Raw genomic sequence first — 26,094 nt, forward strand, 5'->3', positions numbered from 1 at the left:
CCTGACCTGCCGATGGAGGCACTCATGAGCACGCACCCCACCACCGCATTCGGCATCGACATCGGCGGCTCCGGCATCAAGGGCGCGCCGGTCGATCTGACCACCGGCGAGTTCGCCGCCGACCGGGTCCGCATCCCCACCCCGCAGCCCGCCACCCCGGACGCGGTCGCCGCCGTCTGCGCCGAACTGGTCGGCTCCTTCGACCTGCCCGCCGACGCCGCCATCGGGGTGACCTTCCCGGCCGTGGTGCAGCACGGGGTGGCCCGCAGCGCCGCTAACGTCGACTCCTCCTGGATCGGCACCAACATCGAGACCGTGCTCGGCGAGGCGCTCGGCCGTCCGGTCCTGGCCGTCAATGACGCGGACGCCGCCGGGTACGCCGAGGCCCGCTACGGCGCGGCACGTTCCACCACCGGCGCCACCTTTGTCGCCACCCTCGGGACCGGCATCGGCACCGCGATGATCGTCGACGGCGTCCTGGTCCCCAACCTGGAGCTCGGCCACCTGGAGATCGACGGCCACGACGCCGAGACCCGCGCCTCCGATGCCGCCCGCGACCGGGACGACCTGAGCTTCGAGCAGTGGGCCGAGCGGTTGCAGCGCTACTTCGGTGTGATCGAGGACCTGTTCTGGCCGGACCTGATCGTGGTCGGCGGCGGGGTGTCCAAGCACCACGAGAAGTTCCTGCCGCTGCTGCACCTACGCGCGCCCATCGTCCCCGCCCAGTTGCGCAACGCCGCCGGGATCGTCGGAGCGGCCGCCCTGGCCGCCGCCCACGGCAAGCCGATCATCACCAGCTGACGCGTTCACCCCTCTTGCGGATGCGGCGGAGCCTCGACCGTTTTACCGTCGAGGAGTTCCCCGAGCGAAGGAGGACCCCATGGGTCTCGATGACAAGATCGCGAACGCTGCTGAGAAGGTCGCTGGGAAGGTCAAGGAGGCCACTGGACGCGCCTCCGACGACGAGCGGCTCGAGGCCGAAGGTAAGGCCGACCAGTCGAAGGCTGACCTCAAGGGTGCGGGCGAGAAGATCAAGGACGCCTTCAAGGGCTGAAACCCACGAGCGCACGCCCCGTCCTGTGTCATGCAGGACGGGGCGTTCGTCGTCTAGCGCCCCGGACGCACCCGCACTGCCGCGTTGAAGCGCGGCGACCCGTCCGGCGTGGCCTGCGGTTCCCAGCTGCCCGCCGCGACCAACCCCACCACATCCAGATGCGGCTGCACGATCTCCGACAACGGGATCGGGAAGTCCGGCGAGGTCACCAGACTCTCCGCCAGAGGAATCTTGTCCACCGTCATCACTGTGATCGTCCAGGTCAGCGTTCCCGCGCCCGACGGCAGCGGCGAGTGCACCGCCACCTGCCGCGCCCGTGCTAGCTCCGGCCCGCTCAACCGCGCGATCCGTGGCACCCCGTCGCCGTCCATCCCGTTCCCCTGTCTCCCCCCCAGGGCCACACTCCCACGACCGACACCACTCGCACCGGCGTTTCGCCCCGAGGGTTCACCCGATCTAGGTGCTACATCCCGTTCGAGCGATTCGTACACTTGTACGATGCGCGATCCGGAGCGCTGGCTCCGCACCCGAGGAGGATTCCTCCGCATCCCACCCCCGTACTGCCCGGGATGCGGTTGGGGGTGGCCGGTCACCGGCCCCTACCGACCGCGGGAAGGATCGGTCTTCTGCCGTTGCGCCACGGATCGGACGCACACGCTGTGGACGTGCACCTGCGGGGCGCTGGTCGCGGAGGGGTGCGTGGACGTGACCGGATGGCGGCGGGCGTCGGTGCCCGCGGGGGCGGGGGTGGAGCTGCGGTGGGGGTGTTGAGGCGGATGAGCTGGCCGATACGCCGGGTTCTGTTCCCCCGCGCGGTTACCCCCGCGAGGGTGACGGTCATCCATCTACGACGTACGTTGCCGCACGCCTCCAGCGACCTACCCGGGAGCTCGGGCGGGCCGCCCTCGAACGCTCCCTGTCTGGTCTTGCTCCGGGTGGGGTTTACCTAGCCGCACCGGTCACCCGGCACGCTGGTGGTCTCTTACACCACCGTTTCACCCTTACCGGCCGGGGCCGAAGCTCCGACCGGCGGTTTCATTTCTGTGGCACTGTCCCGCGGGTCACCCCGGGTGGGCGTTACCCACCACCCTGCCCTACGGAGCCCGGACGTTCCTCGGCGGATCCGAAGATCCGACGCGACCGCCTGGCCAGCTCATCCGCGTGACCCAGAGTACCCGTCTGCGGGCCCGCCTAGAATCACCCGGTGCTGATCCTGCTGCCGCCCTCCGAGGGCAAGACCGCCCCCGTCGACGGACCGCCCCTGGATCTGGCGGCGCTGAGCTCCCCCCGGCTGACCGCGCAGCGCCGCCGCACACTGTCCGCGTTGATCAAGGCCAGCCGTCGACGCGATGCAGTGGACGTGCTCGGTGTGGGGGCGACGCTGGGCGAGGAGGTGGCCCGGAACACCGCGCTGCGCACCGCCCCGACCGCGGAGGCCCGCCGGGTGTACACCGGGGTGCTCTATGCGGCGGCCGGGTTGGACACCGTGACGGACCCGGCCGCGCTCGATCAGGTGCGTACCGTGTCGGGGCTGTGGGGTTTGGTGTCGCCGGTCGATCCGATCCCGGCGTACCGGCTGTCGATGGGTGTCGATCTGCCGGGGGTCGGTCCGCTGGCGAGTGCATGGAAGCCGGTGCTGGCCGCGGAGCTGGACGGTCGCGGCGAGCTGATCGTGGATTGCCGGTCGGCGGCCTACCTGGCGGCGTGGAAGCCGGCACGGGCGGAGCAGGATCTGTGGGTGCAGGTGCGGGTGCTGCGGGAGGTGAACGGCAAGCGGACGGTCGTGTCGCACCACGCCAAGCACACCCGCGGCGTGCTGACCCGGCACCTGCTGACCCGGACCGGTGCCGCACCGACGGACCCGGAGTCACTGGCCAAGGCGGCGTGGGAGCTGGTCGGGACGGAGCTGATCGACGTGGAGCTGACGGGTCGGACGCTGTCCCTGGTCGTGGCGTGATCCGCCGATAGCATTCGGCGTCATGAGCACCACCCCGGCTTCGGCCGCCGATGTCCTGGCGATGAGCACACGGCCCAAGTTCCTGTTCTTCTGGTCCGATACTCCGGAGCCGGACGGCAGCCTGGGCCGAGGGTGCCTGAGCCAGTGGTGGGTCGCCCCCTTCGAGGTGGATGGCCAGCGGTACCTCACCGCCGAGCACTGGATGATGGCGGAGAAGGCCCGGTTGTTCGGCGACCCCGCCGCTGAGCTCGCTGCGATGGACGCGAGCCATCCGGCACTCGCGAAGGCGGCGGGTCAAACCGTGCGCGACTTCGACGAGCAGGTTTGGCAGCGCGAACGGTTCGACATCGTGGTGCGGGGCAGTGTCCACAAATTCGGGTCGGACCCCCAGCTGCGTGACTACCTGCTGGGCACCGGTGAGCGCATCCTGGTGGAGGCCAGCCCACGTGATCGGATCTGGGGGATCGGGCTCGGAGCCAAAGACCCCGCGGCCGAGGACCCCGCCCAGTGGCGAGGGCTCAACCTGCTCGGATTCGCTCTCATGGCAGCGCGGGACCAGCTACGCGGGTGAACACACCCGCGCCGACTTAGTTCCGGGACCAGCCCTCACTCGGCACCCCGACCACGGCGATCTCGTGCCGTCGGTCGTGGAACAGCCGGATGATGCTGACCGAGGCCGGTGCCACCCGCAGCTGACTCCACGACCCCGGCTGTGCGCCCATGGTGACGCCGAGCGCCGCGCGGATCGCCACAGCATGCGAGACGACGACCACGGTGCGGTCGGTGCCCGCTGCGAGCAACCCGTCGAGTGCCGCACCCACCCGGACGCCGACGTCGGCGATGGACTCGCCATTCTCCGGACGGACGGTCGCCTCGGTGTGCCAGGGCTCCAACTGCCCGGGCCAGCGGGATTCGATCTGCTCGGCGGTCAGCCCCTGCCACGCGCCGAAGTCCGCCTCCTTGAAGCCCTCGTCGATCCGCGGGCTCAGCCCGATCCGGTCCCCAATGATCCCGGCGGTCTCCTGGGTGCGGATCATCGGGGAGCAGATCAGCTCGCTGGGGAACGGGATGTCGCCCCACAGGTCGTGACCGACCCGGCAGACCAACTCCCCGGCGTCGGCGGCTTGGCGGCGACCGTGCTCGGTCAGCGACGGGCCTGGCTCGGAGGAGCCGGAGTAGCCACGGGAGACCGTCATGGAGGTCTCGCCGTGGCGGACCAGCACCACGGTGGTCGGCTGGGCATCGTCGAATCGCGGTGCGGCACCAGAGGGGCGGTGCACCCGGACGCGCGGAGTCGGATCGCCGGTCATCAGAACGCATCCTCGCCGCGCACCAGGATGCGACCGGACTCCTCGCAGTAGACCAGCTGGTCGGCGGGGGTGGCCTTGATCGCGTTCAGCTCGATGGGCGGCACCATCATCCCGGAGCCCTCGGAACGGCCGTGGCGCAGGGCGGCGACTGCGAAGCCACCGAGCTTGCCGCGCAGCCGCTCGTAGATCGCGATCAGGTTCTCCGGCAGCGGCTCGGCCATCGCGGCCCGCTGCGCGGCGACCTGCTCGGCCTCGGCGTCGACGGTCGACCAGGCGGCGTCCCGGGTGGCCAGCAGCTCGGCGCGCTGGTTGAGCAGGGCGGCATGGGCGCTGGTCAGCTCGGAGAGCGCACCCTCATGCGCCTCTAGCCGCTCCATCACCTCCAGCTCGACCTCCTCCAGGTCACCCTGGCGACGGGCCAGCGACTCGATCTCGCTCTGCAACGCCTGCAGGTCCTTGGCGGTGCCGGTGCCGGAGGCCAGCCGCTGCTCATTGCGCGCGGCGCGGTCGCGAACCTGCTGGACATCCGCCTCGGCCTTGCTCAGCTCACGCTTGAGGTCTCCGGCGGCGGTGCGGGAGGTGGCGATGGCGGCGTCCAGATCCTCGATCTGCGCGTCCAGCTCGGCGATCCGGGCCAACTCGGGCAGCGAGTTCCGGCGGTGGCGCAGCTGGTCGAGCTTGGTGTCCAGGGCCTGCAGGTCGAGCAGGCGCTGCTGGTCGGCCGGGGTGGCTGTCGTCACGGGGTGGGTCCTTCCGAAGGGCTGGGCACGCGGCCGGTCCACGGATCGGTGCGTCGGGTGCTCACGCGGGTCTCCACGGTAGTCCCCTGGGCTGCGAGATCGTCCATCAGCGCCTGAGCGGCCCCGGGCAACCACGGCCACTCGGAGGCGAAATGCGCGGTGTCGATCAGATACGGGGTGCCCTGCTCGAATTCCGCCCGCTCACGCAGCTCGGAGGCCGGGTGGTGGCGCAGGTCGCTGGTCACATACACATCAGCCCCGCTGGCCCGCACCTGATCGAAGAGCGAGTCGCCGGAGCCGCCGAGCACGGCCACGGTGCGGACCTGCGCGTCGTCGGGCCCGGAGTAGCGGATGCCCTGCGCGGTGGCGGGCAGCACGGCGGCGACCCGTTCAGCCAAGGCGCGCAAGCTGAGCGGCGGGTCCAGCTCGCCGACCCGGCCGATCCCGGTCGGTCCGTCCCACCGCGCCAACTCCAGCACATCGAAGGCCGGTTCCTCATACGGGTGGGCGGCCCGCATCGCCGCGATCACCGCCGCACGCAGTCGCCGGGGTGCCACCATCTCGACCCGGGCCTCGACCACCTGCGCGGCCTGCCCCGCGGTGCCGATGGTGGGGTGCGCGTCGTCGCTCGGCGTGAAGGTGCCCTCGCCGGTGGTGGTCCAGGCGCAGCGCCGGTACTCCCCCAGCGCCCCCGCACCGGCGGCGGACAGCGCGTCGACCAGTGCCGATGCCTGCTCCGCGGGAACGAAGACCACATGCTTGTCCAACGACTCGGCCGGTGTGGGCACCAGCGGGCGGGTGTCCACCAACCCGAGCAGGTCGGCGAGTTGGTCGGCCACCCCACCTGGTGCGGAGTCGGCGTTGGTGTGCGCGGTGTACAGCGCGCAGCCGCCGCGGATCAGCCGGTGCAGCAGCGCACCCTTGAACTCGGTGCCGGCCACCGAGTGCACCCCACGCAACAGCAGCGGGTGGTGGGTCACGATCAGGTCCGCGCCCCAGTCCAACGCCTCGTCGACGACAGTCGCCACCGGGTCGACGGCGAACAACACCTTGCGCACCGGCGCGGCCGGATCCCCCGCCACCAGCCCCACCCGGTCCCAGGATTCCGCGGTGTGCGGCGGGTACCGACGGTCCAACAGGCGGATGACCTCGGCCAGCGTCACAGTCATGCCGGTGAATCTATCGGTCAGGGCCGCAGCATCGACTTGATCGCCCGCCGCTCGTCCATCGCGGCATAGCCCTCGGCCACCTGATCGAGCGGCAGCACCAGGTCGAAGACCTTGCCCGGCGCGATCGCCCCCGACCAGACATCGGCGGACAGCTCCTCGATGTACGCCCGCACCGGTGCGACGCCGCCGACCACACCGATATTCGACCGGAACAGGGTCGACAAGGGCAGTTCCCCGCCACCGGTGGGCAGACCGACCACGCCGATCCGACCACCCGGGCGGACCGTCGCCACCGCCTGCGCCACCGACTCCTTGGTGCCCACGCACTCCAGCACCGCATCCGGTCCGACCCCGCCCAGCAGCTCCCGCACCTGCTGCGCGCCCTCGTCCCCGCGCTCGGCCACGATGTCAGTCGCCCCGAACTCGGTCGCGAGCGCCTGCCGGTCCGCGTGCCGGGACATCGCAATCACCCGCTCCGCACCCAGCCGTCGGGCCGCGATCACCCCGCACAACCCGACTGCGCCGTCGCCGACCACCGCCACCGTCGACCCGGGCCGGACCCCAGCAGTGAAGGCCGCATGGTGCCCGGTGCCCATCACATCGCTCAGGGTCAGCACCGAGCCCAGCAGCTCCTCGGACGGGGTCTCCGGCATCGCCACCAGCGTCCCGTCGGCCAGCGGCACCCGGACGTACTCACCCTGTCCGGCGTCGGTGAAGAAGCCCTCCGCATCCGTGCCACCCCAGCTGGACGACCGCTCGCAGGAGGTGTGCACACCACCCCGACAGTGCACGCAGGTGTTGTCCGAGATCGTGAACGGTGCCACCACGAACTGGCCCGGACGGATGTCCCGCACCCCGGCGCCGACCTCCTCCACCACCCCAACGAACTCGTGCCCGATCCGGCGTGGCTCGGCGGTCGGACTGATCCCCCGATAGCCCCACAGGTCGGACCCGCACACGCAGGCCGCGACCACCCGCACGATCGCGTCGGTCGGGCTGTGCAGGGTCGGGTCCGGGACCTCGTCCAGGCGGATGTCATTCGGGCCGTAGAGAAGGGTCGCTCGCACGACCGGCAGCCTACGACCGGGTCAGGTCGGCCGCGATGGCATCCGTGGCGGCCCGCAGCAGCGCGAACTGCTGCGGCCCACCGTGGCCCTCATCCGGCACGATGTGCAGCTCGCTCCCGGGCCATCGCCGGTGCAGCTCCCAGGCCGTGACCGCCGGGCCGCTCACATCCTGCCGCCCGTGGATCAGCGCCGCAGGGATCTCCGCCAGCTCCTCGACCCGGGCCAACACTGCGCGCTCCCCCGGCAGGAAGGCGTCATGCGCCCAGTAGTGCGCCACCGTCGTGGCGAAGGCCAGCCGCTGCTGCGGCTCCGCGATCCCGTCCACCGGCCCCATCAACGACACATGCGTCGCCTCCCAGCGGTCCCAGGCGTCCGCCGCGTCCTGACGCCGACCCCCCGGCAGCGTTGGATCCGTCAGCACCCGGGCGTAGGCCTCCACCACCCGCTCGCCGGCCCGTCGTGGCACCGCCGCCGCGAACCGTGCCCATTCCTCCGGGAAGATCCGCCCGACATGCTCGGTGATCCAGTCCGTTTCCGCCCGGCCGGTCGTCGTCACTGCCACCAATGCCAGTGCGTGCACCCGCTCCGGATGTGCCAGCGCGTACGCAAGCGCCAGCGTCGACCCCCAGGAGCCGCCCGTGACCACCCACCGGTCCACCCCGAGGTGCTCGCGCACCGCCTCCAGGTCCGCGACCATCCGCTGCGTGGTGTGCCGGTCGATCCGGTCCAGGTCGTCGACGATCAGCGGGCGACTGCGCCCGCAGCCGCGTTGGTCGATCCCGATCACGCGGAACCGCTCCGGGTCAAAGTGCCTGCAGTAGCCGGTGCCGCCCAGCCCGGAACCGGGACCGCCGTGCAACCACAGCGCGGGAATGCCGGTGCCGGACTCCTCCCAGTGGATCTGTACGCCGTCGTCGACGCTGAGCAATCCCGTGTCAGCCATCGGGACAGTCTAGAAAGCTGCCCTAGCCTGGTCCGATGCACGCCACAGTCCTCGACCAGATCACCCGACTCGGCGGATCGGCGGTCACCGGCCGTCTCGATCCGCTGCCAGAGGACCGCACCTTGTGGTCCGGGCTGACCGACCGTCGCGGTGGTAGCCAGGGCGGACCGGTGGTGGACGCGCTGCTCGGCGTGCGGCTGCCCGATCCCCTGCAACCCCGCCTGACTCCGACACCGTGGAGCGAGAACGGGTTGGACGCCATCCTTGACCCGGTGGCCGACACCCAGCCCGAGCTGCTGGACGAGGACGAGGTTCCGCTGGTCGACCCCCTGATGAAGCTGGTGTTCAGCGGCGGGCCGCACTGGGACCAGCCGGTGTGGGACCCCTGGGTCTTCGCGCCCTTCACCCCCGGCAGCGCGACCCACGGCGCACTCGACGGACTGACCACCGAGGATGAGCTGCGTGCACTGGTCGGCATCCCGACCGGCGAACCGGTGGAGTTCGTCATGCTCACGCGCTCCCAGGCGTACCCGACGTTCTACGTTGCCGCCGCCGCGGACCCGCACCCGGACGACCCTCGGGTGTTCGGCACCGACTTCACCGAGTTCTTCTCCGGAGCACTGGACTCCGAGGGCACGCTGTCCGAGTTCCTGGCGGGGTTCGCCACCGCCGCCGAGTTCCGGGAGCAGCTGATCGCCGCGGGCTGCCGCTGACCCGCCCAGCCCAACACGCCAATTCGCCTGAACCGCCACACAATGGGCGAATGTGTGGCCGCTACGCGCAGACCCGCGCCGACGATGCCCTGGAACGCGATCTGAGGGTCGACCGGATCCTCGGCGAGCCCCGCGCGCCATCCTGGAACGTCGCCCCCACCCAGGACGTCCCCGTCGTCCTGGAACGCCGGGAGGACGACGGCATCCGGCGCCAGCTGCGCAGCGCCCACTGGGGCCTGGTCCCCTCCTGGGCGAGGGACATCAGCATCGGATCGCGGATGATCAACGCCCGCTCCGAGACCCTGCTGGAGAAGCCCGCCTTCCGGAAGGCCGCCGCCCAGCGCCGCGCCCTCGTCCCGATGGACGGCTACTACGAATGGCAGCCGAATGAGCGCGGCCCCAAGACCCCGTTCTACCTGCACGCCGATCAGCCACTGGCCGCCGCGGGTCTCTACGAACTCTGGCGCGACCACAGCAAGGACGCCGACGACCCCACCCGGTGGCTCTGGTCGGTCACGATCATCACCCGCCCCGCCGCCGACTCCCTGGGCCACATCCACGACCGCTGCCCGATCCTGCTGCCCGCCGACCGCTGGGACGACTGGCTCAGCCCGGCGATCACCGCCCCGGATGAGGTGGGCGCGCTGATCGCGCATGTGCCGGAGCCACGCCTGGTGCCGCGGGAGGTCGGGCGGGCGGTGGGGAATGTGGCCAATGACGGACCGGAGCTGATCACTCCGGCAGGCTGAAGTCCCGCCCCGACGACGGCCCGTTCCGGTCCAGATACCGGTCCCGGTCCGCCGGGGTGATGTCCCGGATCACCCGGCAGGGCACTCCCCCGGCCACCACATCGGCGGGGATGTCCTGGGTGACCACGCTGCCCGCACCGATCACTGTGCGCGGCCCGATGGTCACGCCCGGGCAGATGACCACATTCGCACCGATCCACACGTAGTCCCCGATGGTGATCGGCAGCGCGCACTCGAGCAGCTCGTCCATCCGCTGCACCGGGTCGATGGGGTGCGAGGCGGCGGACAGGGTCACCCGCGGACCGATCGCGACCTTGGAGCCGATGGTGATCGGCGCGGTGTCCAGTGCCACCAGGTCCAGGTTGATGAAGGTGCCCTCACCGACAGTGATGTTGCTGCCGTAATCGCAGCGCAGCGGCGGCTCGATCCAGCACCCGTCGCCCACGTTGCCGAACAGCTCGCCCAGAATGCGGGTGCGTTCGGTGAAATCTTCCGGTTCTACGGCATTGAACTCGCGACACAGGCGCTGCGCGCGGGCTCGGGCGGCAACCAGTTCGGGGTCCAGGGACAGATAGGTGTACCCGGCGACCATCCGCTGCTGCTCGGTCATCGACGGGTCGGGGGTCACGGGCATCGGTGCTCCTGGGGTCGCGGTCGGCAGTGACCGGCGGCTCGGTCGGACAGCACATCCTCCCAGTCGGTCAGATTCATCGGGAGGGGATCACTCGTTGCCCACCGTCGTCCACCCGCAACGCCTGGTCGTCCCGGAGCAGCAACAGCCGGTGCGCGGAGCCGTACTGCGCCACGGTACGTGCGATCAGCTCCGGGGGGTAGGGCGGCAGCTGCCCGTCGGCGTGCGGCAGCACCACGTCGGAGATCAGCCCCAGGCCGGTGAGGTCGGTCAGTTCCGGTGCCTCGCTCGGGTCGTCCATCAGGGAGATTGCCTCAATGCTCGGACCCGTGACGACGGACCCGGCGCTGAGCCCGATGTAGGGCAGCCCGGCGCGCACTCGGTCCGTGATCACCCGGTCCAAGCCGGTCCGGCGCAGGTGATCCACCAGCACGAAGATGTTCCCGCCGGCGACGTAGAGCACGTCGATTTCTGGCAGCTGGTCCCCCACGTCGATCACCGGGTGCCCGAGCGCCTCGATCCGGGCCCGTTCCTCCGCAGCGAAGGGCATCCCGACACCGGCGGCTCCCAGGTAGCCGATCCGAGGATGCTCCGGCGCGGTCTCCTTGAGGAATGCCGGGACCGCGCCAGGGCCGAGGGACAGCAGCAGAAGGTTCATGCAGGTCACGCTAGATCCGACCACCGACACGACACCCACACGTTCTCACGCGCCCGAATCGCCGGAATACCACGTAGGCTGGGGCAGCATCCGAACGACGAGCACGTCCGCTCACGCCGCGGCTGGGAAGCCCACCGACACCACGTTCGGAGCCCGATGACCACGGACACCCTGCCCCCGCGCCCGCGCCAGAACGCCGTCACCGGCAGCTACCAGGAACTCTCCCGGCAGATCCGCGAGGCAGGGCTGCTGGGCCGGACCCGGGGCTTCTATCTGACGTTGATCTGCGGGCTCGGCCTGGCGCTGGCCGGTCTGATCGCTGGGGCCGTGCTGCTCGGCGGCTCATGGTTCCAGCTGCTGATCGCCGGCGCAGCCGGGATCGTCCTGACCCAGATGGCCTTCGTCGCGCATGAGGCCTCGCACCGCCAGGTCTTCGACTCCGGCCCGGCCAACGACCGTCTGGGCCGAATCCTGGCGAACGGGGTCGTCGGTATCAGCCACTCCTGGTGGATGACCAAGCACTCCCGGCACCACGCCAACCCCAACCGCAAGGGCAAGGACCCGGACATCGCACCGGACACCATCGTGTTCCTCCCGGAGGACGCGGCACAGCAGAACCGGGTGATGGCGGCGCTGACCCGGGTGCAGGGATGGGCGTTCTTCCCGCTGCTCACACTGGAGGGGCTGAACCTGCACGTGACGTCGATCCGGACGCTGTGGGCGGCCGACCGCAGCCGACAGCGCACCCTTGAACTACTGATCCTGGCGCTGCGCCTGACCATCTATCCGGCCCTGGTGTTCTGGCTGCTCCCGGTGGGGATGGCCTTCGCGTTCCTGGGCGTGCAGCTGGCGGTGTTCGGCGTGTACATGGGTGCGTCCTTCGCGCCGAACCACAAGGGCATGGCGATCATCCCGGAGGACAGCAAGCTGGACTTTCTCAGCAAGCAGGTGCTGACCTCGCGCAACATCACCGGGCGCGGGATGAGTGCGCTGATGGGCGGGCTGAACTACCAAATCGAGCACCACTTGTTCCCGAGCATGCCCCGCCCGCATCTGGCCCGGGCACGACGACTGGTCCGCGCGCACTGCTCCCGCACCGGCGTGCCGTACACCGAGACGACGCTACTGCGGTCCTACGCCATCGTGGTGCGCTACCTCAACGAGGTCGGACTGTCAGCGCGCGATCCCTTCGACTGCCCGATGGTGCGGCGGTTCCGCCAGGTCTGAGCGGGGCCTATGGACCGACGACGGCGTGGCCATCGATGCGAGATGGTCGCGGAAGCGCCGAACCGGTCAGCGACCGGCCGGGCGCGCCCCGCTGCGCCGACGACGGCGAGGGTGGCGACGGGCAGGTGCCGGCACATCCAGCGCGGAGCGCGCTACCGACCAGGACGGGGTGCTCAGCACCGGCCGGGCGATCCGGTCGGTGACGTGGTGCATCCCGTCAGCGTCGGTGGACATCGTCCCGGCGAACTCGCCGCCGAGGGTGGCGACCCACAGGTCGTCGTCGGCCTGGCGCCAGACGACCCGCAGCGGTGCGGATCCGAGCGCAGGCAGGGTGGGAACAGGGCTGTACTGCAGGGTAATGATGACTTCTCTCCGGTCCGCGCCTTCGGCTGCAGACGATGGTGCATGGGGTGGCCCGCGATGTCGCGTGACCGGGCTGCGACGCCCGATGCCACCGTGGCGGGGAAACGCCCCGCACGTACGTGTGTTCGACCACTCTACCCGATCCTGCGAACGGCCCGCATCGTACGCCGCGATAAAGTCGCACCGTGATCGAGATCCTCAGCCCCGCCGAATTCCCCCGTGCCCGCGCCACCGGCGCCCTGGTCGCACGAATCCTGCAGACCATGAAGCAGCGGGCCGTCGCCGGGACCAACCTGCTGGAGATCGACCGGTGGACGCGGGAGATGATCGAGGAGGCGGGTGCCGTCTCCTGCTATGTCGACTACGCACCGTCCTTCGGTGACGGCCCCTTCGGGCACCACATCTGCACCTCGGTGAACGATGCCGTCCTGCACGGCAAGCCCCGCGACTACCGACTGGCCGCCGGCGACCTGCTCACCCTGGACCTGGCGGTGTCGTTGGACGGCATCGTGGCCGACTCGGCGATCAGTTTTGTGGTCGGTGGGGGCGGGTCCGCGCAGGACCTCGACATGATCGAGACCACGCAGCGCGCCCTGGCCGCTGGGATCGAGGCAGCCCGCCCCGGTGCGAAGGTCGGCGACATCTCGCATGCCATCGGTCAGGTGCTGCGCGGCGCGGGCTACCCGGTCAACATGGACTTCGGCGGGCACGGCGTGGGGTCGACCATGCACCAGGACCCGCACATCTCCAACGACGGACGCCCTGGCCGCGGCTACACGCTGCGCCCCGGACTGCTGCTGGCCATCGAGCCGTGGATCATGGCGGACACCGACGAGCTGGTCACCGACACCGACGGCTGGACGCTGCTCAGCGCAACCGGCGCGCGGACGGCGCACAGTGAGCACACAGTGCTGATCACCGAGGACGGCGCGGAGGTCCTGACCCGCGCGGAGTAGCCCTCCGACCTTCGCCGCCGACCTGTTCTCCTCGGTCCTCGACGCACAGCCGACCCAGTGGGTCGGGCAACAGCCGTCACTCGGTCATCCGTCAGGAGCAGGCAAAGGTCGCTTCGAGCTCCTGGTGGGGGGCGGGACTCACCGGTGTGAGTGAGGGTGAACCGGCGCAAGGCGCGGGTGCAGGCGACATCGAGCAGGCCGCGGTCGGTCTCGGCACAGTACCTATCAGCGTCCAGATCGACCACGATCACCTGCCGAACTCCAGGCCCTTCGCGGTCCGGATCCCCAGCACACTCACCTCGGCGGACCGCCGGTCGATCTCCCCCACGCCGGGTGATCGTGAACTTCAGCCCCCTCGGTGGCTCGGACGCCCACCTTGAGATCATCATTGCAGTGATCAAAACCTGTCGACCTGACCATCACCTACGATGCGGCCGATGGCACCCTCCGTGACGGTGACTCAGGCACGATGTGCGATACAAAGAGCACGCCCTACTGCCAGGACGCGGTCTTTCACGACTGCCCAACAGTCACCGGTGATCGGTGCATCGCAATACCGGGCGGCAAGGTTGCAGAGGGCCTATAGCGCGTCTGGGTCGACCGCACGAGTGGGCAACAGCCCGGTTGTCAGGCGGCGAGTGCGGTCCAAATGGTCGCGCTCGCCTCGTACTCGATGGGTGTCAGGCGGCCAAGACGATGGTTATAGACGGAGGAGATGCCGATGCCGCCCCAGGAACGAGACCAGACAGTCGGGGCCGAGGCTGATGCCGAGCATCCCGGCACCAGCCCCAGCGGCGCTAGTTAGGCACCTGGCTGGTGCCGAGACATCCGGTCGGCGCGCATACGCTCGCCGGTCCACTGGTCGGCAAAGTGCCTGCCCTCCATGAGGTCGAGGAACAGCCCGACGTTCGACTCATCGAACACGAACGTGTCGCCCTCAAGCAGATCGGCGGGATCGTTGCCCATTTCCTTGAGCTGCTGGCGCACGCTCGCCGGGGTCGGCTTGATCTGCGCGATCCTCTCGGAGAGCGCTCGCAGGCGAACCGCGTAGCTGATCCGCTTCGTTGCAACCGCCTGAAGCGAAGCAACGGCGTCCGGTCCGAGCACGATCAGGTCCTCAAGAGTATCGGCGACTTCCTCGATGTTCGCCGGTGCATCTGCGAGGGCAACTTTCACGTCATTGAACAGTTGCTCGAACGCCGCCTTGCGCAGAACGAAGACCTCCTGTGCGCCGATGACGAGGTCGACGTGCGCACGGAGACTGACCAGGGGCGGTGTCGCGAGCTTTAGCTTGTCCGCGCCGAACAGGCTGACCTTGAAGCCAGCAGCGGCACGCACGGGGTCGTCCTTCGTCACGAACGTGACGGTGCCGCCCCCCTGAAGGTCGAACACAAGCCCATAGAACACGAAAGCGGAATGGTCGCTGAGGTCGACCGGCGGGATCTTGTCGAGCAGGTCCGGCTCGGCGGTCGCGGAGAGCATCGCGGCGGAGTCGGCCGTGCCGTCGACCTGGCCGCGCTTGGGCTTGCGGGCGGGCAACCCGTCGACTGGGATCCGGAAGAACTCCTCCCTGGTCGTCAGACTTGCGCTCGGTTCGTACTGCCGCGACTCACCATCGACGAGCCTGGCCATGGCACCGCGGGCGATGTCCCGGATGTCGTTGACGACACCCTTGTGGAGCGGAACCCGCCCCGCCCTAATCGATCCCTTTTCGCGCCATCCCAGGATCAGGCGCGGGTCGGTGTCCCAGCGGACGGGCGGCACAGAATTGGACGGCACTCGTTCCTCCATGTGACGAAAAACCGGCTGCTGTCAATCACGGACGACGGACGCGTCCAGGAAATCTGTGACCCGTACCGACTCACCAGAACGCAGCGCACGGCGACTGATGACGAGAACCCGATTGGCCCCCATCGTAGCTTCGGTCACACGATAGCCAAGAACGTAGAGAGTGGGGTTCACCAAGGCCAGATCGGATCGAACATAAACGACAAGCGCGACAACGAAGAAAACGCCGTAAGCGACCCAATCGCCCCAAACGGCGGGCGTCGTCGAAACGAACGGGAGAAGATACGTCGCCAGATAGCTCGAGACAGCAGAGCCTTGACTCTGCACGTCGTAGATCTTCACCTCACGGTCGGTCAGGTGCCGCTGGCGTCGCAGGGCAAACCAGGCAAGGGTGGTGAAGAGACCCCAAGCGCCCACCCAGATCGCCGCTGCGACCCGGTTCGGCCACGCCCGCAACCCGATGATCAAGAACAGCGGGGCGTAGGACACGAAGAACAGCCAGACACGGACGACCGTCGCCGCGTTGCGCGACTTCCAGCGGATGAACGACTCGAAGGACCGGCTCACTTCGACACCTGCAAAGAGCCGCGCCGGTACCTCATCGCGACGAGACGTCGCGCTGCTGGGTCGTGGAAGCGGCTCGACTGATTCATGTCGTTGACCGTACCGGCGGGGTCCGACATTGTCGGGATGGTTCGTCACAACACTAGCCGGTGGTCGCGTCGAGATGGTGAGGGCGAGGACCGGAGCTGTCCGGGACCACCACTTGCTGGGGCACGTGCCTACGGCTCGACACGCAAAGTCCCGCCGCGTGGTTGAGCAAGGCCTGAACTCCGGACCCGTCACCGCGGTCCTGGCGAGGCACACCGTGCGTGCGGGATGCTCTGGCAAGGTACGACCCAGCGGGATCTCCCGCAGGTACCGGGCGAGCCTGCGCACCGGTGAGCCGGTGCTGCACGACGCTGGCTGCGGACGGCTAGTAGCGGGAGGCACGTTCGCTAGCCTCGTAGTCGCTCAACGGGTCGTCCGGGTCCTACCCGCGGCATTCGACCTCCATGCCCGGTGCGTGCGCGCGATCACGGCTGGTCATGTTCTCGGCGAGATCAAACCGGCCGCGCGGCAGGCCGGTGCTAACAGCCCGACCTAAACTTCGCCAACCCTGCTCCTCTGACCACCACGGCCAACGGACCGACTGGCTAGCGCCGATGACCGACCAAGTAACGTAAAGACGACACCCAAGCATAATCATGGGCCGACAAAGTCTAGGCCGAAGGTCCCAATGACGAAGCCCGCCGGATAGAACCCCATAGTCGATTAGACAAAGAGACTCGTTCGCTCATGACGAACAAGCCCTAGGTGGGCCCGGCCGGTCTCGAACCGACGACCTCCGCGGTGTAAACGCGGCGCTCTGACCAACTGAGCTACAGGCCCCTGCGTGTGGTGCGTCAGCCTACCGGTGACCTCAGCCCCTGCAGTACATGCCACCCCACGTGACGATGCAGGCGACCAGCGTGTAGACCATCACGCAGCTCGCCAGGAGGACCACGCCGAGCCCCAGGCCAAAGACCGTCCAGTACGGCCAGCGATGACCGACGGCGATACGCGCGATCCGTGTCGCCAACATGATCGCCACCACCAGCAAGGCGACCAACCCACCCCCGAGCACCGCCCAGATCCGAAAGTGCCGGGTGGCGTCATGTGTGAGGAGCAGCGCCGCGATCCCCCCGACGGCAGCCAGGCTCAGACCGATGGTCCAGCCGAAGAGCGCCCGGGGTGGTTCGGGCGGGCGCACGACCCACCCCACCCGCGGGTCGAATACCGGTGGGCCGGGTAGCCCGGGTGGAGCAGCCATCCCGCCACCGTAGGGGCGCAACGCTGCGGACTGACGCGATTGAGTAGTCGAGTGCGCTGATCAGGTCGATGGGACGAGCACACCGGGGTCGTCCTCACGCCCACCCGGGTGAAGATCCGCAGCCTGCGCTCAGCGGAAATCCACCGAGCCCACTGATGGCAGGCTCGCCGCAGCCTGGAGGTACACCTCAGGGTCACGCCCCACACCGGCCGGGGACAGTGTCCGCCACCGCATCACGCCCTCGGTGTCCAGCAGAAAACTCCCCCGCCTGGCGTAACCCTGCTCCTCATCGAGGACGCCGAACGCCCGGGCGGCGGCCCCGTGTGGCCAGAAGTCGGACAGCAGCGGGAAGTCGAAGCTCTCGCGCTCCGCCCACGCGCGCAGGGTCGGCACCGGGTCGCAGGACACCGCGCAGACATCGACCCGCTCGCGCAGCTCCGGCAACACCGTGTTCAGTCGGGCCAGCTCGTCGCCGCACACCGGGGAGAACGCGAAGGGCACGAACACCACCAGCGTCGGTCGACCGCCCGGCCCGCCGAGCGTGACCGGCCGGCCGGTGTGCTCGGTGAGCTGCACCGACGGGGTCGAGTTGCCGACCGCGAGCATCCCGGGCGTGTCGTCCGAGACGTCCCGGTCACTCATCGTCGGATCAGCGACCGCGACCGCGCGACCCCATCCGGGTCGCCGACCAGTCGTCGGCGATGGAGAAGGTGCTGGTCGCGTGCAGGCCCGCGGTGGTGCCGGCCTCCTGGATGTCGTCGTGACCGACGTGCCCAGTCCGGCCCGGCTTGGGGGTGAACACCCAGATCTGACCGCCGTCGTCCAGCACGGTCAGGGCGTCCACCAGGGTGTCGGCGAGGTCGCCGTCATCGTCCCGGTGCCAGATGATCACGCCGTCGACCACGTCGTCATAGTCCTCGTCGACGAGTTCGGCCCCGGTGATCTCCTCCACCCCGGAGCGCAGCGCCTCGTCCACGTCGTCGTCGTAACCGAACTCCTGCACCACCTGTCCGGTGGTGAATCCGAGTCGGCTAGCCCCCTGAGGGGCGTCGCCCGTGCTGGTCGCCACGTCCCGCCTGTTCCTTCCGTCCGCCACCGCCTCTGATAGGCGGTGCACTCGATCGATCACCGAACGGTAGCCCACCTGGCCCCTGTGGCGCGTGGTGGCCACCCGGGTTGGGGACGACGGACCCATCGGAGCGACCTGTGGATAAACGTGATCAGCACCACCCCGGATCAGGGCGATTGTCACGGACGTCACGCCCCAGGTCGTCCGGTAAGGAAGACTTTCGACCCAGGGACGGAACAGAATGGGTTCCACCCGCGCACCTGTCGTCCACCGACGACTCCGCTGTGAGCGCGGGCCGAGATGCGCATCGGGGCCAACCGGGCCGCGGGCGCGCGGAGAGGCAAGGAGCACTGGTGGCTTCCAACGACGGGCGCGGGCCGCTCATCAACGGCCTGCTGAGCCAGGTACCGGATGTCGACCCCGAGGAGACGGCCGAATGGGTCGAGTCCATCGAGGGCCTGATCGACGACAAGGGCGGGCCGCGGGCGCGGTACGTGCTGCTGAACATGCTGAAGCGGGCGCGTGAGCGCAACGTCAGCATCCCTCAGGAGCTGAACACCCCCTACGTGAACACCATCGGTGTGCACGACGAGCCTTACTTCCCGGGCGACGAGGTCCTGGAGCGCAAGTACCGGTCGTGGAACCGGTGGAACGCCGCGGTGATGGTGACCCGGGCCCAGCGTCCCGGTGTCGCGGTCGGCGGGCACATCTCCTCCTACGCGTCGGTGTCGACCCTGTACGAGGTCGGCCTGAACCACTTCTTCCGCGGCAAGGACCACCCGGGCGGCGGTGACCAGGTCTACTTCCAGGGTCATGCCTCCCCCGGTGTCTACTCCCGCGCCTACCTGGAGGGTCGCCTGACCGAGCACCAGCTCGACGGCTTCCGCCAGGAGATGTCACACCCGGGCGGCGGCCTGCCGTCGTACCCGCACCCGCGTCTGATGCCGGACTTCTGGGAGTTCCCGACCGTGTCGATGGGCCTGGGCCCGGCGTCGGCGATCTACCAGGCGTGGACCAACCGCTACCTGCACCTGCGCGGCATCAAGGACACCAGCCAGCAGGACGTCTGGGCGTTCCTCGGCGACGGCGAGATGGATGAGCCGGAGTCCCGCGGCATGCTGCAGCTGGCCGCTCAGCAGCAGCTGGACAACCTGACGTTCGTGGTGAACTGCAACCTGCAGCGTCTCGACGGTCCGGTGCGCGGCAACGGCAAGATCATCCAGGAGCTGGAGGCCCAGTTCCGTGGCGCGGGCTGGAACGTCATCAAGGTGATCTGGGGCCGCGAGTGGGATGCCCTGCTCAACGCTGACAAGGACCGCGCGCTGGTCCACCTGATGGGCGAGACCCCGGACGGCGACTACCAGACCTACCGTGCGGAGAGCGGCGCATTCATCCGCGAGCACTTCTTCGGTCGGGACCCGCGCACCAAGGCGCTGGTCGAGAAGATGACCGACGACGAGATCTGGGCGATGAAGCGCGGTGGGCACGACTACCGCAAGATCTTCGCCGCGTACAAGGCCGCCCGGGAGCACACCGGTCAGCCGACCGTGATCCTGGCGCACACCGTCAAGGGCTACGGCCTGGGCTCGGGCTTCGCCGGCCGCAACGCGACCCACCAGATGAAGAAGCTCAAGGCCGACGAGCTGAAGACCCTGCGCGACTCGCTGCACATCCCGATCACAGACGAGCAGATCGACGAGAACCCGTACCTGCCGCCGTACTACCACCCCGGTCAGGACGACCCGGCGATCCAGTACATGCAGGAGCGTCGTCGTGCGCTGGGCGGCTACGTGCCGGAGCGCCGGAGCAAGCACACCGCGCTGACCCTCCCGGGCGAGAAGGCCTACGAGCTGCTGAAGAAGGGCTCGGGCACCCAGGAGGTCGCCACCACCATGGCGCTGGTCCGGCTGTTCAAGGACCTGGTCAAGGACAAGGAGTTCGGCAAGCGACTGGTTCCGGTGATCCCGGACGAGGCCCGCACCTTCGGCCTGGACTCGATCTTCCCGAGCGCCAAGATCTTCAACACGAACGGTCAGAACTACCTGGCCGTGGACCGCGACCTCATGCTCTCCTACAAGGAGTCCGAGTCCGGCCAGATCATGCACACCGGCATCAATGAGGCCGGTTCCGCGGCGGCATTCCAGTCGGTGGGCACGTCCTACGCCACCCACGGCGAGCCGCTGATCCCGTTCTACTTCTACTACTCGATGTTCGGGTTCCAGCGGACGGCCGACCAGTTCTGGGCGGCCGGTGACCAGATGGCCCGCGGGTTCCTGATCGGTGCCACCGCCGGTCGGACCACGCTGACCGGTGAGGGCCTGCAGCACGCCGACGGCCACTCCCCGCTGATCGCCGGGACCATGCCGCATGTCGTGCACTACGACCCGGCCTACGGCTACGAGATCCGGCACATCGTCCGCGACGGCATCCAGCGGATGTACGGCGAGGACGACCCGCGCGACCCGGACGTCCTGTACTACCTCACGGTGTACAACGAGCCGATCGTGCAGCCGGCCGAGCCGGAGAACGTCGACATCGACGGCATTCTCAAGGGCATCTACCTGCTGTCCCCGGCCGACGGCGAGGGCGTTAAGGCGCAGATTCTCGCCTCCGGTGTGGCAGTGCCGTGGGCGTTGGAGGCCAAGAAGCTGCTCGCCGAGGACTGGGGCGTGGACGCCGCAGTCTGGTCGGTCACCAGCTGGTCCGAGCTGCGTCGTGAGGCCCTGGCCGCCGACCAGCACGCGTTCCTCAACCCGGGTGAGGAGGCTCAGGCTCCGTACCTGACCCGCAAGCTCCAGGGTGCGGAGGGCCCGTTCGTGGCCACCACGGACTACGACCACCTGGTCGCCGACCAGGTCCGCGAGTGGATCCCCGGTCGCTACGCCACGCTGGGCGCGGACGGCTTCGGCTTCTCCGACACCCGAGCGGCGGCCCGTCGGCACTTCAAGATCGACGGTCCGTCCACGGTGGTCCGGGTGCTGCAGCAGCTGGCCCGCGAGGGCAAGGTCGCCGCGGACGCTCCGGCCCGCGCGATCGAGCAGTACCGCCTGCACGACGTGAACGCCGGCACCTCCGGCAACGCGGGCGGCGACGCCTGACCGGCTGAGTCCCCGCAGCAGAAGGCCCCGCATCCGATCCTGGATGCGGGGCCTTCTCACGGAATCAGGCCCCCGGCTGCTCCGCCCGGGCCACCAGCGCCGCCAGCTCCTCGCGCATCGCAGTGGTCCGCGACGGATGCGGGGCCAGCTCCAACGAGGCCAGATGCTGCTTGGCGTCCAACGGCCGATCGGCCTGCACCGCCGCCAGCACCAGCTCGCGGCCCACAGCCGGATCATGCTCGCGCGGGTGCCAGTGTCCGGTGCCGAGGTTCAGCGCCTCGACCGGCAGCCCGGCCTCGCGCAGCAGCTGCAATCCGGCAAGCAGCGCCTTGCCCGAGGGATCGCGCTCGGCGGCGGTGGTCAGTCGACGCAGAGTGCCCTCCAGGTCGTCACGCACCGAGAGTCGCGCCACCTCGACCAGCGGATACCAGGCCCGAGGGTTGCCGGACAGCTCCTCGCCGAGCGCCCACACCGCCAGATCCGCCGCACGCTGGCGTTCGGCCTGCGCGGCCAGGATCGCGTCCGGCGTGCTGCCGCCGTCGATTCCCTCCGGACCGGTGTCCTCGGCGTCGGCGGTCAACGGGTCGTCATCGGTGCTGGTCACCGCGTGGCGGCGCACGATCTCGGCCAGCGCGGCGAAGGCGCGCTCGTCATTGGGGTCATCACCGAGGGCGGCACGCAGGGCGTCCTCCTGCGGCAGATCGCCGTGTCGACTCGAGCTCGGACGCCGGGCACCGACCCGGGATGCGGACACGGGGCGGCCGAGCAGCCGGCGGAGTCGGGGCAGCAGAGCCATGACGCGACACTAGCGTCAGTCGACCATCCTGGCCGGGCGACGGGGGTGCACACCGGCGCAGTCGCCTGGCTCCTTTGTGGACTGTCCACAATCGACCCGTATGCTCGCCCCCATGCCTGACTCCGTCCGACCCCCCAGTGCCGGCGATGCCGAGGCCGGGGTCTCCCCCGCGCGCAACCGCACCCGTGCCGGACGGATCGCCACCGCCCCCGACGCGTCCAACGGTGAGACGCTGCGCCGGGTCCGGGAGGGCTCAGGCATGTTGGCCGCCGCGGCCATGCACCGCCTCGACGACGACCTGGACTGGTACCGCTCCCTGCCCGCCGATGACCGGTCCTGGGTCGGACTGGTCGCCCAGGCGGGCATCACCGCCTTCGTCACCTGGTTCGCCGACCCGTCCAAACCGCCGCATGGTGTGGGCGAGATCTTTGCCACCGCTCCCCCGGAGCTGACCCGGTCGATCTCCCTGCAGCACACGTTGCAGCTGGTGCGCGTGGTGGTCGACGTGGTGGAGGCGCACGCGGACAAACTGGCCGCCCCGGGTGCCGAACGTGATCTGTTGGAGGCCGTGCTGCGCTACTCCCGCGAGGTGGCGTTCTCCGCGGCGGAGGTCTACGCCCGCGCCGCAGAGATGCGCGGCGCATGGGATGCCCGGTTGGAGGCGCTGGTGGTCGACGCGCTGCTGCGCGGGGACGTCGACGACTCACTGCGCTCGCGCACCGCGGCGCTGGGGTGGAGCGGACGCGGGCACACGATGGTGGTGGTCGGCACCACCGGCGAGGCCCTGGACGATGTGCGCACCTCCGAGCTGCGCCGAGCCACCCGCCGTGCCGCGGACGACACGCTGGTGGGCATCCAGGGCGAGCGCCTGGTGATCTTCCTGGGCGGCAACGGTGACCTGCGCGCCGCCGCCGACTCTCTGCTGCCCCGATTTGGCCCGGGCCCGGTGATCTACGGCCCGCTGGGCGACGACCTGGCGGACGCAGCCCGGTCGGCCCGGTCGGCGCTGGCCGGTCTGGCGGCGGTGTCGGCTTGGCCGCAGGCCCCGCGCCCGGTCGCGGCCAACGACCTGCTGCCGGAGCGGGTGCTGGTCGGCGATGCCGCTGCCCGGGGCGTGCTGATCGAGCAGGCGTACCTGCCGCTGCTGGCCAGCACCGGATCACTGCTGGAGACGCTCGGGGCATACGTCGGTGCGGGCCGCTCCCTGGAGGCAGCCGCCCGCACGCTGTACGTGCACCCCAACACCGTGCGCTACCGCCTGCGCAGGGTCGCCGAGGTCACCGGATGGGACCCCCTGGACCCGCGCGAGGCCTTCGTGCTGCAGACCGCCCTGGCCGTGGGCCGCCTGGACCACCACCCGAGTTGACCCCTGGTGCCCGAGTTCGGCCCTGTGCACGCCGCGCACCCCCGGCCCCGCGCACGCCGCGCACTCTCGCGCCAGGTCCGAGTTCGACCCGGCCGCGTCGAGTTCGATCGCTGCGCATCCGAACTCGGCACCGGAGCACCGAACTCGGCACCACCGGCCCGGGTTTGTGGGACGCACACAATCCCCCGCCAGCAGGTTGGTGCGGGTCGTGTGGCCCCGGATCGGGGCGGACCGGGCAGAGTGGTCGGGTGCTTGCGATCGTCTGCCCGGGACAGGGCGCCCAGACCCCCGGCATGCTCAGCCCCTGGCTGGAGCTGCCCGGCACCGCTGACCGACTGGCCGCCTTCTCCGAGGCCGCCGGGATCGACCTGACCGTCCACGGGACCACGTCGGACGCGGACACGATCCGGGACACCGCGGTGGCGCAGCCGCTGATCGTGTCGGCGTCGCTGCTGGCGCTGCGGGCCTTGGAGGACCTGATCGCGGCCGAGCCGATCCCCGGGCAGCAACGCGCGGACGGTGCGCCGCTGGCCGAGGTCACCGCCGGACACTCGGTGGGCGAGTTCGCCGCGGCCGCAGTGGCCGGGGTGTTCACCGACGCCGGTGCGGTCGGCCTGGTCGCCCAGCGCGCCCGGTTCATGGCCGAGGCCGCCGCCGCACAGCCGTCCGGAATGACCGCGGTGCTGCGCGGTGCGCCGGAGGAGGTCACCGCCGCCATCGAGGCCGCTGGATTGTGGCCCGCCAACATCAACGGTGGGGGCCAGATCGTCGCCGCCGGTGCCCTGGATGCGATCGCCGCCTTCGCGCAGAACCCGCCGGCCGGGACCCGTGTGGTGCCGTTGCAGGTCGCGGGCGCGTTCCACACCCCGTTCATGCAGTCCGCGCTGGACTCGTTTGCCACGGTGGCCGCCGACTGGCCGCATGCCGCGCCACGCACCCGCCTGCTGACCAACGCCGACGGCTCGGTCTACGCCGACGACGCCGATGTGGTGGGCACGCTGGTCCGGCAGATCGCCGCGCCGGTCCGCTGGGACCTGTGCCAGTCGACGATGGCCGAACTGGGGGTGACCGGACTGCTGGAACTCGCCCCCGGTGGTGTCCTCAAGGGCCTGGCCCGGCGTAGCCTGCCCGGGGTGGAGACCGTGGCGATCACCTCGCCGGAGGATCTGCCCGCCGCCCGCGATCTGGTTGCGGCGCACCTGCACACCGATGGATCCCAGGAGACCGCGAAGTGACCCGTCCCACCCTGACCCAGGCCACCGGCCCCGCCCACACGCGGATCCTTGGCCTGGGTGCCGCCCGCGGGGAGAATGTCGTCCCCAATGACGACCTGGTCGGCCCGATCGACTCCTCGGACGAGTGGATCCGCCAGCGCACCGGCATCGTCACCCGCACCCGCGCTGGGTCGGACACTGACGTGCTGGACCTGGCGGAGAAGGCTGGCCGCGAGGCGATCGCCAACGCGGGGCTGACCGGCGCGGACATCGACGCGGTGATCCTGTCGACGGTGACCTACTTCCACCAGACGCCCTCCGGCGCGGCGATCCTGGCCGACCGATTGGGCGCGACCCCGGCGGCGGCCTTCGACATCTCGGCCGCCTGCGCGGGCTACTGCTACGGCGTCGGCCAGGCGGATGCCCTGGTCCGCTCCGGCAACGCCCGGCACGTGCTGGTGATCGGCGCGGAGAAGATGAGCGACTTCATCGACCCGACCGACCGCAGCATCTCGTTCTTGCTCGGTGACGGCGCGGGCGCTGTGGTGATCGGCCCGTCCGACATCCCCGGCATCGGCCCGACCATCTGGGGTTCGGACGGCGGTCAGTCGCAGGCGATCCGGCAGACGCACTCCTGGCTCGACGTCCGGGACAACGGTGCCGGGTGGCCGACCCTGCGGCAGGAGGGCCCGAGCGTCTTCAAGTGGGCGGTCTGGCAGATGGCCCCGGTGGCGCAGAAGGCCCTGGACGCCGCGGGCGTGACCGCCGACCAGATCGACGCCTTCATCCCGCACCAGGCGAATATGCGGATCATCGACCAGATGATCAAGCAGCTGAAGCTGCCGGAGAGCGTCGTCGTCGGCCGTGACATCGCCGACACCGGCAACACCTCCGCCGCCTCCATCCCGTTGGCCACCGAGCGGCTGATCCGTGAGGGTCAGGTGGAGTCCGGCGCGCTGGCGCTGCAGATCGGCTTCGGTGCTGGTCTGGTCTACGCGGCACAGGTGGTCGTGCTCCCCTGACCAGGGCCTCGACCGCAGTACAGTTCCCACGCTTCCGCCGACCGCGCGGAGCGCACCACACACACAAGGAGAAACCGATGGCGCACACCGAGCAGGAGATCCTCGCCGGACTGGCCGAGATCGTCAGCGAGGAGACCGGCCTGCCCACCGACTCCGTCCTGCCTGAGAAGTCCTTCACCGACGACCTGGACATCGACTCGCTGTCGATGATGACCATCGTCACCCTCGCCGAGGAGAAGTTCGAGGTCCGGATCCCGGACGACGAGGTCAAGAACCTGGCCACCGTTGGCGACGCCGTGAAGTTCATCGAGGGCGCGCAGGCCTGAGCCGCCGCCTCGCATCAACCGGGGTC

Annotated in this window: 28 protein-coding genes, 1 tRNA gene and 1 other RNA gene; 13 read left to right on the forward strand and 17 right to left on the reverse strand. The window is 69.8% G+C overall.

What is annotated here, in order from left to right:
- Window positions 1–24: 24 nt before the first annotated feature.
- Both ppgK and AB0N78_RS02940 read left to right on the forward strand, forming a co-directional pair.
- Complete coding sequence (gene ppgK / locus AB0N78_RS02935) at window positions 25–801, forward strand: polyphosphate--glucose phosphotransferase (protein ID WP_363385613.1); 777 nt, start codon at window positions 25–27, stop codon at window positions 799–801.
- 79 nt (window positions 802–880) lie between these two features.
- Complete coding sequence (locus AB0N78_RS02940) at window positions 881–1,054, forward strand: CsbD family protein (protein WP_363385615.1); 174 nt, start codon at window positions 881–883, stop codon at window positions 1,052–1,054.
- A gap of 53 nt (window positions 1,055–1,107) precedes the next feature.
- On the opposite strand, the gene AB0N78_RS02945 is transcribed toward AB0N78_RS02940, so the two are convergent.
- Both AB0N78_RS02945 and rnpB read right to left on the reverse strand, forming a co-directional pair.
- A complete protein-coding gene (locus AB0N78_RS02945; protein ID WP_363385618.1) occupies window positions 1,108–1,425 on the reverse strand; it encodes a hypothetical protein in 318 nt (105 codons plus the stop codon).
- A gap of 402 nt (window positions 1,426–1,827) precedes the next feature.
- Window positions 1,828–2,210, reverse strand: an RNA gene (gene rnpB / locus AB0N78_RS02950) — RNase P RNA component class A.
- Window positions 2,211–2,258: 48 nt separating this feature from the next.
- Between rnpB and AB0N78_RS02955 the strand changes: the two genes are divergently transcribed.
- Together AB0N78_RS02955 and AB0N78_RS02960 are read left to right on the forward strand one after the other, a co-directional pair.
- The gene (locus tag AB0N78_RS02955; protein ID WP_363385620.1) at window positions 2,259–3,011 is read left to right on the forward strand and encodes a peroxide stress protein YaaA; all 753 of its coding nucleotides are present in this window, start codon (window positions 2,259–2,261) and stop codon (window positions 3,009–3,011) included.
- A gap of 22 nt (window positions 3,012–3,033) precedes the next feature.
- Window positions 3,034–3,582, forward strand: coding sequence for an NADAR family protein (locus tag AB0N78_RS02960; protein ID WP_363385621.1), 549 nt, complete (start codon window positions 3,034–3,036; stop codon window positions 3,580–3,582).
- Between the two features lie 16 nt (window positions 3,583–3,598).
- Here the strand turns inward: AB0N78_RS02960 and AB0N78_RS02965 are convergent, their stop codons facing one another.
- From AB0N78_RS02965 to AB0N78_RS02985, 5 genes are read right to left on the reverse strand one after another with little or no spacing between them, the layout of a single operon-like run.
- Window positions 3,599–4,321, reverse strand: coding sequence for a histidine phosphatase family protein (locus AB0N78_RS02965; RefSeq protein ID WP_363385623.1), 723 nt, complete (start codon window positions 4,319–4,321; stop codon window positions 3,599–3,601).
- Entirely contained in the window at window positions 4,321–5,061 is a 741-nt protein-coding gene (locus AB0N78_RS02970; protein WP_363385626.1) for a C4-type zinc ribbon domain-containing protein, read from the reverse strand. The genes AB0N78_RS02965 and AB0N78_RS02970 overlap by 1 nt, the downstream gene beginning before the upstream one ends.
- Window positions 5,058–6,230 (reverse strand): Nif3-like dinuclear metal center hexameric protein, encoded by a 1,173-nt coding sequence (locus AB0N78_RS02975; RefSeq protein ID WP_363385629.1) that lies wholly within the window; start codon window positions 6,228–6,230, stop codon window positions 5,058–5,060. The genes AB0N78_RS02970 and AB0N78_RS02975 overlap by 4 nt, the downstream gene beginning before the upstream one ends.
- Window positions 6,231–6,247: 17 nt before the next feature.
- Complete coding sequence (locus AB0N78_RS02980) at window positions 6,248–7,297, reverse strand: zinc-dependent alcohol dehydrogenase family protein (protein ID WP_363385632.1); 1,050 nt, start codon at window positions 7,295–7,297, stop codon at window positions 6,248–6,250.
- A 10-nt stretch (window positions 7,298–7,307) separates the two neighbouring features.
- On the reverse strand, window positions 7,308–8,240 hold the full coding sequence (locus AB0N78_RS02985; protein ID WP_363385635.1) for an alpha/beta fold hydrolase: 933 nt from the start codon (window positions 8,238–8,240) through the stop codon (window positions 7,308–7,310).
- A 35-nt stretch (window positions 8,241–8,275) separates the two neighbouring features.
- Between AB0N78_RS02985 and AB0N78_RS02990 the strand changes: the two genes are divergently transcribed.
- The gene (locus AB0N78_RS02990; protein WP_363385637.1) at window positions 8,276–8,953 is read left to right on the forward strand and encodes a hypothetical protein; all 678 of its coding nucleotides are present in this window, start codon (window positions 8,276–8,278) and stop codon (window positions 8,951–8,953) included.
- Window positions 8,954–9,003: 50 nt separating this feature from the next.
- The gene (locus AB0N78_RS02995; RefSeq protein ID WP_363385639.1) at window positions 9,004–9,702 is read left to right on the forward strand and encodes an SOS response-associated peptidase; all 699 of its coding nucleotides are present in this window, start codon (window positions 9,004–9,006) and stop codon (window positions 9,700–9,702) included.
- Here AB0N78_RS02995 and AB0N78_RS03000 read toward each other — a convergent pair.
- Window positions 9,686–10,336, reverse strand: coding sequence for a sugar O-acetyltransferase (locus AB0N78_RS03000; protein ID WP_363385641.1), 651 nt, complete (start codon window positions 10,334–10,336; stop codon window positions 9,686–9,688). The two genes, AB0N78_RS02995 and AB0N78_RS03000, sit on opposite strands and share 17 nt — an antisense overlap.
- Window positions 10,337–10,409: 73 nt before the next feature.
- A complete protein-coding gene (locus tag AB0N78_RS03005) occupies window positions 10,410–10,991 on the reverse strand; it encodes a Type 1 glutamine amidotransferase-like domain-containing protein (protein WP_363385644.1) in 582 nt (193 codons plus the stop codon).
- Window positions 10,992–11,147: 156 nt separating this feature from the next.
- Between AB0N78_RS03005 and AB0N78_RS03010 the strand changes: the two genes are divergently transcribed.
- Window positions 11,148–12,218, forward strand: coding sequence for an acyl-CoA desaturase (locus tag AB0N78_RS03010; RefSeq protein WP_363385646.1), 1,071 nt, complete (start codon window positions 11,148–11,150; stop codon window positions 12,216–12,218).
- Window positions 12,219–12,284: 66 nt separating this feature from the next.
- On the opposite strand, the gene AB0N78_RS03015 is transcribed toward AB0N78_RS03010, so the two are convergent.
- The gene (locus tag AB0N78_RS03015) at window positions 12,285–12,452 is read right to left on the reverse strand and encodes a hypothetical protein (protein ID WP_363385648.1); all 168 of its coding nucleotides are present in this window, start codon (window positions 12,450–12,452) and stop codon (window positions 12,285–12,287) included.
- Between the two features lie 314 nt (window positions 12,453–12,766).
- Between AB0N78_RS03015 and map the strand changes: the two genes are divergently transcribed.
- On the forward strand, window positions 12,767–13,537 hold the full coding sequence (gene map / locus AB0N78_RS03020) for a type I methionyl aminopeptidase (RefSeq protein WP_363385651.1): 771 nt from the start codon (window positions 12,767–12,769) through the stop codon (window positions 13,535–13,537).
- 801 nt (window positions 13,538–14,338) lie between these two features.
- Here the strand turns inward: map and AB0N78_RS03025 are convergent.
- From AB0N78_RS03025 to AB0N78_RS03050, 6 genes are all read right to left on the reverse strand, one after another.
- On the reverse strand, window positions 14,339–15,301 hold the full coding sequence (locus AB0N78_RS03025; protein ID WP_363385654.1) for a hypothetical protein: 963 nt from the start codon (window positions 15,299–15,301) through the stop codon (window positions 14,339–14,341).
- A gap of 48 nt (window positions 15,302–15,349) precedes the next feature.
- Window positions 15,350–15,892, reverse strand: coding sequence for a hypothetical protein (locus tag AB0N78_RS03030; protein WP_363385657.1), 543 nt, complete (start codon window positions 15,890–15,892; stop codon window positions 15,350–15,352).
- 790 nt (window positions 15,893–16,682) lie between these two features.
- Window positions 16,683–16,756 (reverse strand) — tRNA-Val (locus AB0N78_RS03035).
- Window positions 16,757–16,787: 31 nt separating this feature from the next.
- Window positions 16,788–17,177, reverse strand: coding sequence for a hypothetical protein (locus tag AB0N78_RS03040; protein ID WP_363385660.1), 390 nt, complete (start codon window positions 17,175–17,177; stop codon window positions 16,788–16,790).
- A gap of 129 nt (window positions 17,178–17,306) precedes the next feature.
- The gene (locus AB0N78_RS03045; RefSeq protein ID WP_363385664.1) at window positions 17,307–17,819 is read right to left on the reverse strand and encodes a redoxin domain-containing protein; all 513 of its coding nucleotides are present in this window, start codon (window positions 17,817–17,819) and stop codon (window positions 17,307–17,309) included.
- Window positions 17,820–17,826: 7 nt separating this feature from the next.
- On the reverse strand, window positions 17,827–18,246 hold the full coding sequence (locus AB0N78_RS03050) for a DUF3052 domain-containing protein (protein ID WP_363385667.1): 420 nt from the start codon (window positions 18,244–18,246) through the stop codon (window positions 17,827–17,829).
- Between the two features lie 353 nt (window positions 18,247–18,599).
- Here AB0N78_RS03050 and aceE point away from each other — a divergent pair, with 353 nt between their 5' ends.
- Window positions 18,600–21,344, forward strand: a complete 2,745-nt coding sequence (aceE, locus tag AB0N78_RS03055; RefSeq protein WP_363385669.1) for a pyruvate dehydrogenase (acetyl-transferring), homodimeric type — start codon at window positions 18,600–18,602, stop codon at window positions 21,342–21,344.
- A gap of 64 nt (window positions 21,345–21,408) precedes the next feature.
- Here the strand turns inward: aceE and AB0N78_RS03060 are convergent, their stop codons facing one another.
- Window positions 21,409–22,140 (reverse strand): hypothetical protein, encoded by a 732-nt coding sequence (locus tag AB0N78_RS03060; RefSeq protein ID WP_363385672.1) that lies wholly within the window; start codon window positions 22,138–22,140, stop codon window positions 21,409–21,411.
- A gap of 112 nt (window positions 22,141–22,252) precedes the next feature.
- Here AB0N78_RS03060 and AB0N78_RS03065 point away from each other — a divergent pair, with 112 nt between their 5' ends.
- The 4 genes from AB0N78_RS03065 to AB0N78_RS03080 all read left to right on the forward strand — a co-directional run bounded on the left by AB0N78_RS03065 (window position 22,253) and on the right by AB0N78_RS03080 (window position 26,068).
- Complete coding sequence (locus AB0N78_RS03065; RefSeq protein WP_363385675.1) at window positions 22,253–23,506, forward strand: helix-turn-helix domain-containing protein; 1,254 nt, start codon at window positions 22,253–22,255, stop codon at window positions 23,504–23,506.
- Window positions 23,507–23,754: 248 nt separating this feature from the next.
- Window positions 23,755–24,741 (forward strand): ACP S-malonyltransferase, encoded by a 987-nt coding sequence (locus AB0N78_RS03070; protein WP_363385678.1) that lies wholly within the window; start codon window positions 23,755–23,757, stop codon window positions 24,739–24,741.
- Window positions 24,738–25,742 (forward strand): beta-ketoacyl-ACP synthase III, encoded by a 1,005-nt coding sequence (locus AB0N78_RS03075; RefSeq protein ID WP_363385681.1) that lies wholly within the window; start codon window positions 24,738–24,740, stop codon window positions 25,740–25,742. The genes AB0N78_RS03070 and AB0N78_RS03075 overlap by 4 nt, the downstream gene beginning before the upstream one ends.
- Before the next feature lie 77 nt (window positions 25,743–25,819).
- On the forward strand, window positions 25,820–26,068 hold the full coding sequence (locus tag AB0N78_RS03080) for an acyl carrier protein (RefSeq protein WP_168630888.1): 249 nt from the start codon (window positions 25,820–25,822) through the stop codon (window positions 26,066–26,068).
- Window positions 26,069–26,094 lie beyond the last annotated feature (26 nt).

The organism is Cellulomonas sp. NPDC089187 (assembly GCF_040685135.1).
Classification (GTDB): domain Bacteria; phylum Actinomycetota; class Actinomycetes; order Actinomycetales; family Cellulomonadaceae; genus Cellulomonas.